This window comes from Streptomyces sp. NPDC053432 (genome assembly GCF_055585365.1).
Window position 1 is genome coordinate 109,282 of sequence record NZ_JBVJKF010000018.1, and the last position, 13,785, is coordinate 123,066.

At 71.9% G+C, this 13,785-nt stretch carries 10 protein-coding genes; 3 read left to right on the forward strand and 7 right to left on the reverse strand.

What is annotated here, in order from left to right:
* Positions 1 to 37: 37 nt before the first annotated feature.
* The 3 genes from ACZ6Y1_RS26870 (at position 38) to ACZ6Y1_RS26880 (ending at position 4,277) form a co-directional block, all read left to right on the forward strand.
* Positions 38 to 970, forward strand: coding sequence for a LysR family transcriptional regulator (locus ACZ6Y1_RS26870; protein ID WP_469634880.1), 933 nt, complete (start codon positions 38 to 40; stop codon positions 968 to 970).
* 169 nt (positions 971 to 1,139) lie between these two features.
* Positions 1,140 to 3,473: a SpoIIE family protein phosphatase gene (locus ACZ6Y1_RS26875; protein ID WP_469634884.1), complete on the forward strand. Its 2,334-nt coding sequence runs from the start codon at positions 1,140 to 1,142 to the stop codon at positions 3,471 to 3,473.
* A 255-nt stretch (positions 3,474 to 3,728) separates the two neighbouring features.
* The gene (locus ACZ6Y1_RS26880) at positions 3,729 to 4,277 is read left to right on the forward strand and encodes a DUF1062 domain-containing protein (RefSeq protein ID WP_469634887.1); all 549 of its coding nucleotides are present in this window, start codon (positions 3,729 to 3,731) and stop codon (positions 4,275 to 4,277) included.
* A 74-nt stretch (positions 4,278 to 4,351) separates the two neighbouring features.
* On the opposite strand, the gene ACZ6Y1_RS26885 is transcribed toward ACZ6Y1_RS26880, so the two are convergent.
* The 7 genes from ACZ6Y1_RS26885 to ACZ6Y1_RS26915 form a co-directional block, all read right to left on the reverse strand.
* Positions 4,352 to 6,727, reverse strand: a complete 2,376-nt coding sequence (locus ACZ6Y1_RS26885) for an arylsulfatase (protein WP_469634890.1) — start codon at positions 6,725 to 6,727, stop codon at positions 4,352 to 4,354.
* Positions 6,724 to 8,604 (reverse strand): dipeptide ABC transporter ATP-binding protein, encoded by a 1,881-nt coding sequence (locus tag ACZ6Y1_RS26890; protein ID WP_469635098.1) that lies wholly within the window; start codon positions 8,602 to 8,604, stop codon positions 6,724 to 6,726. The genes ACZ6Y1_RS26885 and ACZ6Y1_RS26890 overlap by 4 nt, the downstream gene beginning before the upstream one ends.
* 77 nt (positions 8,605 to 8,681) lie before the next feature.
* Positions 8,682 to 9,521: an ABC transporter permease gene (locus tag ACZ6Y1_RS26895; RefSeq protein WP_469634894.1), complete on the reverse strand. Its 840-nt coding sequence runs from the start codon at positions 9,519 to 9,521 to the stop codon at positions 8,682 to 8,684.
* Positions 9,522 to 9,524: 3 nt separating this feature from the next.
* A complete protein-coding gene (locus ACZ6Y1_RS26900) occupies positions 9,525 to 10,469 on the reverse strand; it encodes an ABC transporter permease (protein ID WP_469634897.1) in 945 nt (314 codons plus the stop codon).
* 4 nt (positions 10,470 to 10,473) lie between these two features.
* The gene (locus ACZ6Y1_RS26905) at positions 10,474 to 12,036 is read right to left on the reverse strand and encodes an ABC transporter substrate-binding protein (protein WP_469634900.1); all 1,563 of its coding nucleotides are present in this window, start codon (positions 12,034 to 12,036) and stop codon (positions 10,474 to 10,476) included.
* A 252-nt stretch (positions 12,037 to 12,288) separates the two neighbouring features.
* Entirely contained in the window at positions 12,289 to 12,387 is a 99-nt protein-coding gene (locus ACZ6Y1_RS26910) for a putative leader peptide (protein ID WP_469634903.1), read from the reverse strand.
* Positions 12,388 to 12,399: 12 nt separating this feature from the next.
* Complete coding sequence (locus ACZ6Y1_RS26915; protein WP_469634906.1) at positions 12,400 to 13,620, reverse strand: ROK family protein; 1,221 nt, start codon at positions 13,618 to 13,620, stop codon at positions 12,400 to 12,402.
* Positions 13,621 to 13,785: the final 165 nt, after the last annotated feature.

The window sequence follows — 13,785 nt, forward strand, 5'->3', positions numbered from 1 at the left end:
CAACAAGTGCATGCTTGTCACTTGTAGAGTTACTCCCATGCAACTGGACCTGAACCTGCTCACCGCCCTGGACGCCCTGCTGGAAGAGGGCAGTGTCGCCGGCGCGGCAGCACGCCTCCACGTCACCGCACCGGCGATGAGCCGCTCCCTGGGCCGCATCCGCAAGGCCACCGGCGACCAGATCCTGGTCCGCACCGGCCGCAGCATGGTCCCCACCACCCGCGCGCTGGCGATGCGCGCCCAGGTCCACGCCCTCGTGCAGCAGGCCCATCAGCTCCTCTCCGCGCAGCAGGAACTCGACCTGGCGGCTCTGGACCGGGTCTTCACCGTGCGCTGGCACGACGCACTGACCGCAGCCTGCGGCACCGCCCTGACCACTGCGGCCCGCCGTCAGGCCCCCGGCGTCCGGCTGCGCCTCTCCGCCGAACCCGGGACCGACGACGCGGAGCTGCGCCGGGGTGAGGTCGACCTGGAATCGAGCTCCGGCGCTCCGACGCTCCCCGACATCCGCCACCGCCTGGTCGGCAGGGACCGGCTGGTCGTCGCCGTCCGCCCGGGCCACCCGCTCACCGAAGGCCCGTTGAGCCTCAAGCGCTACGCAGCCGCCGAACACCTCACCGTCTCGCGGCGCGGAAACCTGCGCGACCCGATCGACGACGCCCTGGCCACACGCGGCCTCGAACGACGCGTCGTCGCCGCCGGACCCACCGCAGCCTTCGCCCTGCAACTCGCCCTCGACACCGACCTGGTCGTGACCCTCCCCGACGCGGTCACCCGCACGGCCCGGGAACGACTCGGCCTGGCCACGCTGCCGTCGCCACTCCCGCTGCCCGACGTCCCCCTGTACCTGCTGTGGCACCAGCGCTACGACAACGACCGCGCCCACACCTGGATGCGAGACCTGGCCACCGAAACCGTCCAGGCGCTCTTCGCACCACCGGCCGCCTCTCAACAGCCGTCGGCGTCGTGAAGGGTCCGAGCCGCCCTGCGGGACGGCTTCGAGGAACGATGGTTTGTCGAAGCACAGCGGACAGATTCGGCCACTGAGCGGCCAGTAGATGGCATCCGGGCGGTGCCGGGACGCCGATGCGATGTGATGGGCCTATTCACCGTTGATATGCCAGCCGGTTGGGGCCGATATGAACGACGAGGCCAGTACAGCGTCGACGAGCGAGTCCACAGCGGCGGGGCCCGCGGCCCGCCGCTGCGCCGCTGCCTCCCCGGATGACCGGACGGGGGCGGGTGAGGAGCGGTTCCGGGGGCTGTTGGAGGCGGCGCCGGACGCGATGGTCATCGTGGACGACGGTGGTGTCATCAGGCTGGTGAACGCGCAGACCGAGACGCTGTTCGGCTACCGGCGCGAGGAGTTGCTGGGTCAGCCGGTGGAGTTGCTGATCCCTGGCCGGTTCCGGCCCCAGCACGCTGCCCACCGGGGTGCTTACGCGGCGAGCCGGCAGGTGCGGCCGATGGGGGCGGGGCTCGAGCTGCACGGGCTGCGCAAGGACGGCACGGAGTTCCCCGTCGAGATCAGCCTGAGCCCGCTGGAGACCACCGACGGGCTCCTGGTCTCCGCCGCTGTCCGCGACGTCAGCGACCGCAAGGCCGCCGAGGAGCGGTTCCGGGGGCTGTTGGAGGCGGCGCCGGACGCGATGGTCATCGTGGACGACGGTGGTGTCATCAGGCTGGTGAACGCGCAGACCGAGACGCTGTTCGGCTACCGGCGCGAGGAGTTGCTGGGTCAGCCGGTGGAGTTGCTGATCCCTGGCCGGTTCCGGCCCCAGCACGCTGCCCACCGGGGTGCTTACGCGGCGAGCCGGCAGGTGCGGCCGATGGGGGCGGGGCTCGAGCTGCACGGGCTGCGCAAGGACGGCACGGAGTTCCCCGTCGAGATCAGCCTGAGCCCGCTGGAGACCACCGACGGGCTCCTGGTCTCCGCCGCTGTCCGCGACGTCAGCGACCGCAAAGCCGCCGAACAGCACATCAACCAGCTCGCCTCTCTCGTCGAGTCCTCCCAGGACGCCATCCTCGCCAAGACCCTCGACGGGCACATCACCTACTGGAACGCGGCCGCCCAGCGGCTGTACGGCTACACCGCCGAGGAGGCGATCGGCCGCCACGTGGCGATGCTGGCGCTGCCCGACCGCACCCATGAGGTCGCCGTGCTGCTGGAGCGGCTGGCCCGAGGGGAGAAGATCGAGCACTTCGAGACCCTCCGCGTCACCCGGGGCGGTGGGCTGGTGGACGTGGACGTGACCCTGTGGCCCACACGGGCCGAGGACGGCACGGTCGAGGGCGCGTGCGCGATCGTACGGGACATCAGCGACCGCAAGCGGGCCGAAGCCGAACTTCAGGCCCTGTACGAGCAGCAGCGCCACATCGCTCTGACCCTGCAGCGCAGCCTGATGGGCACCCCGCCCGCCATTCCGGGCCTGTCCACCGCCAGCAGATACCTGCCCGCCACCCAGGGCGCCGGCGTGGGCGGTGACTGGTTCGACCTCATCCCGCTGGGGGCGGGCAGGGTCGGGATCCTCATCGGTGACGTCATGGGGCGCGGGCTGGACGCCGCCGCCGTCATGGGCCAGTTGCGGGCCGCCGCCCACGCACTGGCCAAGACCGGCATGGAGCCCCGCCAGCTGATGCAGGACCTCGACGCGATCGTCGCCGACCTCAACCTGCCCGACCAGCTGGTCACCTGCTGCTACCTGGTCCTGGCCCCGGACACCGCCGAGGTCACCGTCTGCTCGGCCGGCCACCTGCCCGCACTGCTCATCGACCCGGCAGGCGGGGTGCGGGAGCTGCAGGCCCCGGTCAGCGCCCCGCTCGGTGTCGGCGGCGTCCCGCACGAGCAGGCCCGTACCGCCGTCCCGCCGGGCGCCGCCCTCGTCCTCTACACCGACGGCCTGATCGAGACCCCCGGCAGCGACATCGGCTACCGGCTCGCCGAACTCGTCCGCACCCTGGACAGCGCCTTCGCCACCGCCAACGGCCTGGAAACCATCGCCGACGACGTCCTGGCCGCGCTGCTGCCCGATGTGGAGGGACACAACGACGACGTCACCCTGCTCCTGGCCCGGCTGCCCGCCGCCCCGCTGGCCAGCGCCACCATGCAACTGCCCACCCGGGCCTCCTCCGTGGGCGACGGACGCTCCTTCCTCACCAAGACCCTCACCGCCTGGGACTGCGCCCACCTGGCCGACGACGCCCGACTGCTGGTCTCCGAAGTCCTCACCAACGCCATCCAGCACGCCCAGGGCCCACTCGGCCTCCACCTGCGCCGCACGGCGGCCGAACTCACCGTCGAGATCAGCGACCACAGCCCCCACCTGCCTCAGCCCCGACTCGCCGCCCCCGACGAGGAATCCGGGCGCGGCCTCCTGCTGGTCGACGCCCTCGCCGACAGCTGGGGCGTGCGCCCCACCGGCGGAGGCAAGACCACCTGGTTCACCCTCCAGACCGGCGGCGGAGCGCGATGATCTCCGGCACGAGACCGAGCCCCCCGTGCCGCGCCCGAGGCGCTCGCCCCAGGCGGCACCGTCGGCATAGGGCGCCACAAAACCGGTGGTGCCGACCCCGTGCGCGTCGTTACCGTGCTGCCGGACCAGTCGTCTAGGCAAGGACGTTCCGTTGTACACCGTGTGAGACCCCCCGATTGCTGATTCGTCGCGCGTCGCACCTGTGCGCCGCGCTCCTTTCTGCTGCGGTCTTCTCACTGGAACCGGTGTACTTCTGTGCTCAATACCTGGGTGGTCGCTCCCACCTGCCTGCCGCTCGTCCTCCGCCGATGCCACACGTGCGCGTCCCGGCGCTTCCGGCCGAACGGCAAGTTCCGCGTCAACGCCAACCACAAGCTCCTCGACGCCTGGCTCCTCGTCCTCTGCACCGCGTGCGGCGACACGGCGAAACTCACGGTCCTGGAGCGGGCGCACGTGCGCTCCGTACGACCCGAGCTGCTGGACCGACTGCATGCCAACGACCCCGGTCTGGCCGCCGAGTTGCTCCAGGACCCGGTCGTGCGGCGCCGCAACCACATCGCCCTCGACTGGGACGGCGCCTGGCGCCTCGACACCGGCGGTTCGGATCACCTGGACCGCGAGGTGATCGACGTCTCGGTGCGCTTCGCAGCGCGGATCCCGGTCAGGCCGGTCCGATTGATCTCCGAGGGGTGCGGTCTTTCACGGGCCGAAGTCGAGAGACTGATCACGGACGGGAAGCTCGTCTCAGCGGTCCGGCTGAGCGGCAAGCTCTCCGGGGACTTCACCTTCACGCTCAAGCGCTGACCCTCCCCGGGGCACCCGCAGGTTCGGCACATCCCCGCGGGCGGTGTGCTGCCGGGCCGGCGCGCGTCCGCCCGTCATTCGAAGGCGGCGGCCGCCTCTCGAAGGGCGCGCGCCACGAGCGCCGGTTCGTAGGGTGCCCGTTCACCAGGGGTGTACGTCACCGAGCGCAGGCGGCCGGTGTAGCGGAAGCTGCGGTGGCGCTCGTACACCGGCCAGGAGACCGGGGACTTGCGGTCCACCCCCACGCTGATCCCCTGGAGGGGCGCCATACCGATCAGCTGGTGGACGCTGTGCGAACGGCCGGTCTCCACGCCGTCGACCAGGACGCGGAACTCCCAGCGCAGGCCCTCCACCGCGGCGGCCGACAGCGTGACCGTCCGCCGGCCCGCGGGCAGCGGGCCGGCGTCGGTCTCGTGCAGCCGGCCGTACTCGTTGTACGCGAAACGCAGCCGCCCGCCCTCCACGTACAGGCTGTAGCCGCCGCCCTGGTCGCCGTGCGACACCAGTACGCCCTGGTCAGAGGCGGCATGCTCGTCGAGTTCGACGGTGACGTCGAAGGAGCGGAACGAGATGAGCCGGGAGGAGCGGTAGCGCTCCAGCTCGGGAGTGCCCGCCAGGAGGGTCAGGGGGCGGTGGAACCGTTCCTCGGCGGGGTTGCGCCGGGCCAGTGCGCCACTGCCGTCGGCCAGGGGGAAGACGCCGTTGCGCCAGGCCGCCGCTTCCCACGCCGCGGCCAGCTCCTTCACCACCTCCGGGTGCGCCCCCGCCACGTCGGTGGTTTCGGTGGGATCGGTGCGCAGGTCGTACAGCGCCCACTCGCCGTCGTCGTACGGTGCGCCCGGGCGGTGCAGCGTGACCAGCTTCCAGCCGTCGCGGTAGTAGCTGCGGTTGCCGGACATCTCGCAGTACTGCTCGGTGTGGGCGCCGGGCGTCCGCCCGTCGCGCAGGACGGGGGCGAAGCTGACGCCGTCGAGCTCCTGGGCGGCCCGCGAGCGCCACAGCTCCGGGCGGCGCACGCCGGCGAGTTCCAGCAGTGTGGGGGTGATGTCGGTGACGTACTGGTACTGCTGCCGGACCCCGGAGTCGCCCGCGGCCCGCCGAAGTCCCTCGGGCCAGGAGATGACGAACGGCACGCGCACGCCGCCCGCATAGGTCTGGCCCTTGTAGAGCCGGAACGGCGTGTTGGAGGCCATGCCCCAGCCGCGCGGGTAGTGCACCAGGCTCTGCGGACCGCCGATGAGGTCGGTGTCCCGGTCCACGTCCTCGTTCCAGTCTTCCGGGACGGGCTGATGGACGAAGCGGCTGAAGTAGCTCCGCGTTCCCTCGGCGCCGCCCTCGCCGGTGCCGCCGTTGTCGGAGGTGAAGACGATGATGGTGTTGTCGAGTTCGCCGAGTGCGCGCAGGGTGTCGGTGAGCCGGCCGAGGTTCTGGTCGATGTTGTCGACCATGGCCGCGTAGACCTCCATGTAGCGGGCGTAGCGGCGCTGCTGTTCGGGCGTCAGACCGTCCCAGGGACCTACGTCGAAGCCCGCCTCGGAGTTGCGTTCCGGCAGGGTGGTCCCCTCGGGGAACAGGCCGTCGGCGATCTGCCGGGCGAAGCGGGTGTGGCGCAGGGCGTCCCAGCCCCCGTCGTAGCGTCCGCGATGGCGTTCGACGTCGACGGCCTTGGCCTGGAGGGGGCCGTGGACCGCGTTGTGGGCGACGTACAGGAAGAACGGCTTGTCGGGGTCGTGGGCGCGGAGTGACTTGACCATGGAGATGGCCTGGTCGGTGATGTCGTCGGTGTAGTAGTAGCCGTCGGGCAGTTCGTCGATGTCCAGCGGGCTGTTGTCGCGGACCAGTTGGTGCGGGTGGAAGAGGCTGGTCAGGCCTTCCAGTACGCCGTAGTAGCGGTCGAAGCCCTTCTGCAGCGGCCAGTTGCGCCGGTCGTCGGCGGCGTTGGACGCCGAGTCGCGGGTCAGGTGCCACTTGCCGACGGCGTAGGTGGCGTAGCCCGCGTCGTGCAGGACCTCGGCGAGGGTGGGGATGTCCTCCCCGACTTCCATGCCGTACCCGGGGAAACCGGGGTCGAAGTTGGCGACGGTCGAGTACCCGACGCGGTGCGGGTTGAGACCCGTGAGCAGGGCGGCACGGGCGGGGGAGCACAGCGGCATGGTGTGGTAGTTGGCCAGGCGCACGCCGTCCGCGGCCAGTCCGTCGAGCACGGGGGTGGGGACCTCCGAGCCGAACGGCCCGATGTCGCTGTATCCCATGTCGTCGACGAGGACCACGACGACGTTCGGGGCGCGGCCTCCGGGCCGGCGCGGCGGCTGCCAGGAGGGCTCGGACTCGGCGAAGGTGCGGCCGACCCGTCCGGCGAAGCCGGCGTAGGGATCGCGGCGGTTCGGCGTGTCCGAAGTGGCCGGGGTGGAGGGAGTGGCGGGGGTGTCGGGGGTGTCGGGGGTGGTCACGGGCGGAGCTCCTTGGAAGAGGACGGGGGAGAGGACGGCGCGGTCCTGGGTACGGACCCGAGCAGGATGCGGGTGTAGGGGTGTGCCGGGCGGGTGCAGACCTCGTCGGCGGGGCCGGTCTCGACCACCTGTCCGCGGTGCATCACGGCGATGCGATGGCTGATCTGCCGCACCACCGCGAGATCGTGGGCGATGAACAACAGGGCGAGCCCCAGGTCACGTTGCAGGTCGGACAGGAGATTGACGACCTGGGCCTGGACGGAGACGTCGAGTGCGGAGACGGGCTCGTCGCAGATGAGGACCGACGGTTCCGGGGCCAGGGCCCGGGCGATGCCGATGCGCTGGCGCTGGCCGCCGGAGAACGCGCGCGGGTGGTGCCCGGCGGCTTGCGGATCGAGTCCGACCTGCCGCAGCAGCGCGGCCACCCGTTCCGCCCGCTGCGCACGGTCGCCGAGACCGTGCGCGATCAGCGGCTCGGCGATGATCTGGCTCACGGTCATCCGGGGGTTGAGGGACGAGAAGGGGTCCTGGAAGACCATCTGCACTTCGCGGCGCAGCGCCCGGGAGGTTTCCGGGGACGCCCCGGACAGCTCCCGCCCCCGGAACCGGACGACGCCGGAGGTGGGTGCGTGGACCTGGACGATGGTGCGCGCGAGAGTGGACTTGCCCGACCCCGACTCACCCACGATCCCCAGCGTTTCGCCGGCGTGCAGGACGAGGTCGACCCCGTCCAGGGCGACCCGCGGATCGCGGCGCCCGGCGCGCCCCCGGCCGGGGAACGTCTTGCGCAGCCCGGTGACCTCAAGGAGCGGTGTGGCGGCCGGGTCCGTGGCCGGCCGGGTCCGGAGGTCGGCGGGTGGTTCCGAGGAGGGTTGAGCGGAGGCTTGCGCGATGACGACGTCCTTCGGACCGGTGACCCAGCACGCGGCACGGACGCCGGCCGCAGCCCGCGTCAGAACGGGCGCCCGCTCATGGCAGCGGTCCTCGGCCAGCGCGCAGCGGGGCGCGAACGCACACCCCCCGGTGGTGGCGGCGGGGTCGGGCGGGCTGCCGGGAATGCTCCGCAGCCGGGTTCCCGAGGGGGACTCCAGCCGGGGCACGGCCGCCAGCAGCCCGGCGGTGTAGGGGTGTCGGGGGTCCGCGAGGACCCGGTCGGTGGGCCCGTCCTCGACCACCGTGCCGCCGTACATGACCAGCATGCGACGGCAGGAGCGGGCGACGACGCCGATGTCGTGCGTGATGAGCACGAGAGCGGTGCCCGTTTCCCGGTTCAGCCGTTCGAGCAGCGTCAGGATCTGGTCCTGGACCGTGGCGTCGAGCGCCGTGGTCGGTTCGTCGGCGAGCAGGACGTCGGGTTCGTTGGCGAGTGCGAGGGCGATCATGACGCGTTGGCGCATACCGCCGGAGAACTGGTGCGGGTGGTCGTCGACTCGCCGTGCGGGGTCGGGAATCCCGACCAGGTCCAGGAGTTCCAGCGTGCGCCCGCGGCGCGAGCGCCGGTCGCCGCGGCCGTGCGCGCGCATCGCCTCGTCCAGGTGCTGCCCGATGGAGAGCACCGGGTTGAGGGAGGCCATGGGGTCCTGGAAGATCATCCCGATCCGCCCGCCGCGGACCCGGCGCAGCGCCTCTTCGGGAGCGGTGGCGAGATCCTGGCCGTCGAGCAGCACGGAGCCGTCCGTGATGCGGCCGGCACCCGGGAGCATGCGCGTCAGGGCGAGCGCCAGGGTCGACTTGCCCGAGCCGGACTCACCCACGATTCCCAGCGTGTCCCCGGCGGCGAGGGAGAGGTCCACGCCCCGGAGCGCGTGCGAGGTCCGGCCGCCGAGCGGGAACCCGACGTGCAGGCCGCGCACGTCCAGCACGGGACGGGCGCGCAGGCCGGAGGCGGTGGTGCCGGTGTCGGCTATGCCGGTGGTGCCGGTGGTGCCGGTGGTGGTGCGGGTCGTGGCCTGGGTCACTGCCGGATCCCCCGGTTCAGGGCTTCCGCGACGAGGGCGAAGCCGATGACGAGTGCGGTCACCGCGATCAGCGGCGCCAAGGCGAAGGCGGGGTGGGTGCCCATGTAGCCCGTTGACTGGCTGAGGATGCTGCCGAGCGAGGGCTCCGGGGGCCTGATGCCGACCCCGATGAAGCTCATGGCCCCCTCGATGAACACGGCGATCGACAGGGCGGTGGCCATCTGGACCACGATGGGGTCGATCGCGTTGGGCAGGACATGGCGGAACAGGACGCGCAGCCGCCCCGCTCCGCCGACCCGTGCGGCGACGGCGTACTCGCGTTCGCGCTGCACGAGGATGCCGCCCCGCAGCAGCCGGCCGAAAGCGGGTGTCTCCGCCAGCGCGATGACGGCCACGACCGGCAGCCGGCCCGGCCCCCAGATGGCGGTGATGGTGAGGGCGAGGATCAGCCCGGGGAAAGCCAGCACGAGGTCGAAGGCCCGCTGGACGGCGGCATCGGCAGCCCGGGAGGAGACGGAGAGCATGGCGAGGGCGCAGCCCGCCGCGGCGGCGACGGGCACGGCCGTCAGACCGATGGCGAGGTCGGCGCGGATGCCGTGGAGCACCCGGCTGAACAGGTCCCGTCCGAGGTCGTCCGTGCCGAACGGATGCCGCGACGAGGGACCGAGCAGGGCGTCGCCGCTCTGTGCCAGCGGGTCGGCGGAGGTGAGCAGCGGCGCCAGCAGCGCGGCCAGGGCGATCGCGGACACCAGGGTGAGTCCGGTGATGCCGCGGACGGTGAGCAGTCCGCCCACGTAGCGGTTGCGGGCGCGGAGCGGGAAGGTCGTGGTCGTCATGGTTCACTCCCACCTGATCCGGGGGTCCAGCCAGGCGTGGACGATGTCGGTGAGCAGTTGGACGGCGACGAACACCGCGACCAGCAGCAGGAGCAGGGCCTGGACGACGGGGTAGTCACGGCGGACCACCCCCTGTTCGGCGAGCATGCCCAGCCCCGGCCAGGCGAAGATGGCCTCCACCACCACGGCTCCGCTGAGCAGCTGCCCGATCTGCATGCCGAGTACGGTGACGGAGGACGGCAGGGCGTTGGGCAGCGCGTGCCGCCAGATGATGCGCCGTCGGGTGACGCCCACGGCCGTGGCGGTGCGTACGTAGTCCTCGGCCAGGGCGCGCTCCAGCCCGTCCTTGAGGTAGCGCCCGAGGACGGCGGCGCTCGGCAGGGCGAGACACAGAGCGGGCAGGAGCAGGTACTGCAGGCCGATGTCGGGGGCGTCGAGCACCGACTGGTACCCGCCGGCGGGCAGCAGGCGCAGGGCCACCGCGAACACCAGCACCAGCACGATCCCGGTGACGAACGGCGGCACGGCCAGCGCGGCGGTGGCCACCGCCCGCGCCGCGGCGCGCACCCCGCGACCGCGCCCGGTCGCGCCGAGCACCCCCAGCGCCAGGCCGAGCGCGACCGTCAGCACCAGGGCGCCGACGGTCAGCTCCACCGTCCGGCCCAGCCCCTGGCCGATGAGGTCGGACACCTCGCCGCCGATGGCGTACGAGGGGCCGAGGTCGCCGCGTACGAGATCGCCGAGCCAGGTGACGTACTGGGCCGACAGCGGCCGGTCCAGGCCGAGTCGGGCGCGGATCGCCTCGACGGCCGCCGGACCGGCGTCGGGTCCGGCCAGGGTGGTGGCCGGGTCGCCCGGGATGAGGCGCAGGATCACGAAGACGACGAACGAGGCGAGCGCCAGGACGAGCAGCGCTGAGGGAATCCTCTTCAACAGGTAGGAGCCCACGGCGTCACACCAGGTACGCGTCGTCGAGGACGAGGTAGCCGAACTTGTTGAGGTCCGCTCCGTGGACCTTTGCCGTGGCGACCTCCACCTGCGCCTCCACCGCGAGGTCGATGATGAAGGCCTCGTCCAGGAGCTGGTCGCTGATCCGCTGGTAGGCCGCCAGCGCCTCGGGGCCCTCCGCGTCATCGCGCACCCAGGCCGCCCGTACCGCCTCGGTGTAGGCGGGTGAGCTGAACTGCGAGGTGTTCTTGGCCTCGTTGAAGGGGTAGGCGCTGACGGCCAGGGTGGAAGGGTGGACCTGGGCGAAGCCGTGGCCCATCGTCCACAGCGCCGGCATCTGCTGGGCGATCAGCTTCTTCTGCATGGTCGCCGAGTCGTACGGCTGGAGCTCGGTGGTGATGCCGATCTGCTTCAGGTCGTACTGGATGATCTGGGCGATGGCCGTCACCCTCGGGACCGACGCGTGGGCCAGCGGCAGGGACAGGCTGTCGTGCCCGGCCTCCTTCAGCAGGGCCCGCGCCTTGTCCGGATCGTGCTGGTAGCGGGTGGCGTTGGCATCGCTGTACGCCGGGGAGGACTTCGGCCAGGGGGCCGCGCTCGCCTGGCCGTAGCCGCCGAGGACCTGCTTGACGATGCGCTCGCGGTCGACGGCCCAGGACAGTGCCTGGCGCACGCGCTTGTCGCTGGTGTACTGCTCCTTGACGTTCGCGCCGAGGTAGAGGGCACCGGCGCCCGTGTCGTAGCCCTTGATCCGGAACTGCTTGTCGTCCTTCAACTGCGCCACGTCCTGACCCCGGACGTCGAACGAGAGCTGTGACTGGGCGGTGCGGAGCGAGGACAGCAGCGAGTCGGGCTGCGGGATGATGCGTATCTCGACCTTGTCCAGGTAGGGGCGGCCGGGCTGCCAGTAGCGCTCGTTGCGCGCGAAGCTGAGCGAGGCGCCCGGGTTGCGGCCGGTGAAGGTGTAGGGCCCGGTGCCGATGAGCTGCTTGCCGGTGACGGCGTCCTCGACGGAGTCCTTGTCGGCGATGAACATGAACTCGAAGAGGTCGAACAGGTTGCTGACGGGATGGGCGAGGCCGAGCGTGATCTCGTGGTCGCCCCGCTTCTCGAACGCGGTGACTGCGGCCGCCGTGGATCTCAACTGGGCTGCGCGCACGGGGTTCTGGAGGTTCTGCACGGCGAAGATGACATCGTCCGCCGTGAACTTGCGGCCGTTGTGGAAGGTGACGTCGTCGCGGAGTGTGAAGGTGATGCTCTTGCCGTCCGGTGCCACCTGCCAGGACTTGGCCAGTTCCGGCTGCGGCCGCAGCTTGTCGTCGTAGCGGGTGAGGGTGTTGAACACCAGGCGCGGGACGAGAGTCATCGCGCTCACCGCGAAGAGCAGGGCCGGAGTGAAGTCGACCCCGTGCGCGACCGTCAGGGTACCTCCCCTGCGGGCACCCGCAGCGGCGGCGGGCGCGCTGTCGTCGACCGCGGAACGGCAGGCGCCCAGCGTCATGAGCAGGGAGCCGGCGCCCACGGCGCGCAGCAGGCCCCGCCGGGAGAGGGGAGGGAGGGTGGTCATGATGGAACCGCCTTGGCGAGGAGGAAGCGAGAGGGAAACTTAATTGCAATCTGAGCGGAACTAATTCACCCCAGGTGGGACCGGGTGCGGTCCGTGGCAGGGGGAGCGGGGTGGAGCACGGGAAGCCGCGACGCGGAGATCCGGTCAGGAGCGCGGAACGCGGTGGGAGGGGAGCGGCCGGGTCGCCCGACCGTCTCGGGGAACGGGAACGCCGGGACCGCGGCCGGGACGGCCGTCAGGCTGAAGTCGGAATCAGCGGGGACAGCCCGGCGACGGCACGGCACAGATCGCGCTGGCATGGCGACAGAGGTCGACATGCCGGCGGGAAACGAGCCGCACGGTCTGGGTCATGCGCGCAGATTGTCAGACACCCGATGATTGGTCAAACGCCGCTGTTCGTAGCGGATCGCCGTAGATGTTGGCCAGAACGGCCGTGCCGGCCGCGACGTCCAGTGCCCGTTCCCCGGTTCCCGGAGCCACGATCCGCTCCGGGTCGTCGCACAGGTGCGAGCGCGCGACCGCCTCCTCACGGATCGCGTCGAGGTACCGGGGATGGGCCCCGGAGAAGGTCTCGTGCACCACCACCACGTCCGGATTGACCAGATCGGCCAGCAGCGCGACCGCCCGCCCGATCAACCGAGCCCGGCGCAGCACCAGGTGGTCGGCGCCGGGGTGCCCCGCCGCCACGGCCTCGCAGAGCAGGGCGCGGTCCGGTTCGGCGATGATGCCCCGCTCCGCGGCCTGCGCGAACAGGACGGTGTCGGAGACGACGGCCTCGAAGCAACCGGTCCTGCCGCAGGCGCATTTCGCCCGGCTGCCGGGTACGGGCTGGTGCGCCAGGTCGCTGGTGGCCGCACGCGGGCCGAGGTGCACCCGGCCGCCACTGCCCAGAGCCGCGTCGACCACATGGCCCACGAAGACCGCCACGATGCTGTGCTGCGCATCGGGATGGCCGAAGAGGATCTCCGACTGGGCGAGGGCGCGCGCGTGGTTGTCGACGTACACCGGCAGTCCGGTGACCCGCTCCAGCGCGTCGCGCAGCGGTACCTCGTACCAGCCGAGCGGTTCGTGCCGCACCGCGATCCCCCGCTCCGGATCCACCCTTCCCCCCAGCACCGCACCGACGCCCGCGATGGTGAGGCCACCCCTGTGCGCGGCGAGGAAGGCGGGCAGCCGGCTGGTCACCCGGCCCAGGATCCCGGCCGGGCCGGGCTCCCGACTGCTCACGTCCTCCCTGGCCAGGACGCGCCCGCGCAGGTCGATCAGGGACAGCGTCGCGCCCGGCACCCCGATGTGCACACCGGCCACCGCGACCCGGCCGCAGTCGATGTCCACCGGAACCTGCGGCCGGCCGACGCCCGCCGCGGCGACCAGCTCGGGGCGCTCCCGCACCAGCCCCAGCCGGGCGAGGTCGACCACTTGCCGCGAGACCGCTGCCGGGCTGAGCCCGGTGAGGGCCGCGATCCGCCTGCGCGCCACCGGCCCGTGGTCGAGCACGGTCCGCAGCACCGCGGAGGTGTTCGCCTCCCGTCGGCCGTCGCCGCCGTGGAGTTGCCGGTGGGGCCTGTTCAGCGGGGCGGGCATCTGAGGTTCCTTACTCGGGCACGGGTGGTTCCGGCGGGGCGGTCGCGCGTACGGACCGCGCGGGGGAGCCGGGTGCCCCGGTGCTGATCGTAAGCGGGCCGCCCTCGTGGGCGGGGACCGAGCCGCCCGTGGTGATCGCCACACGACCGCAACGCCGCTGCAACG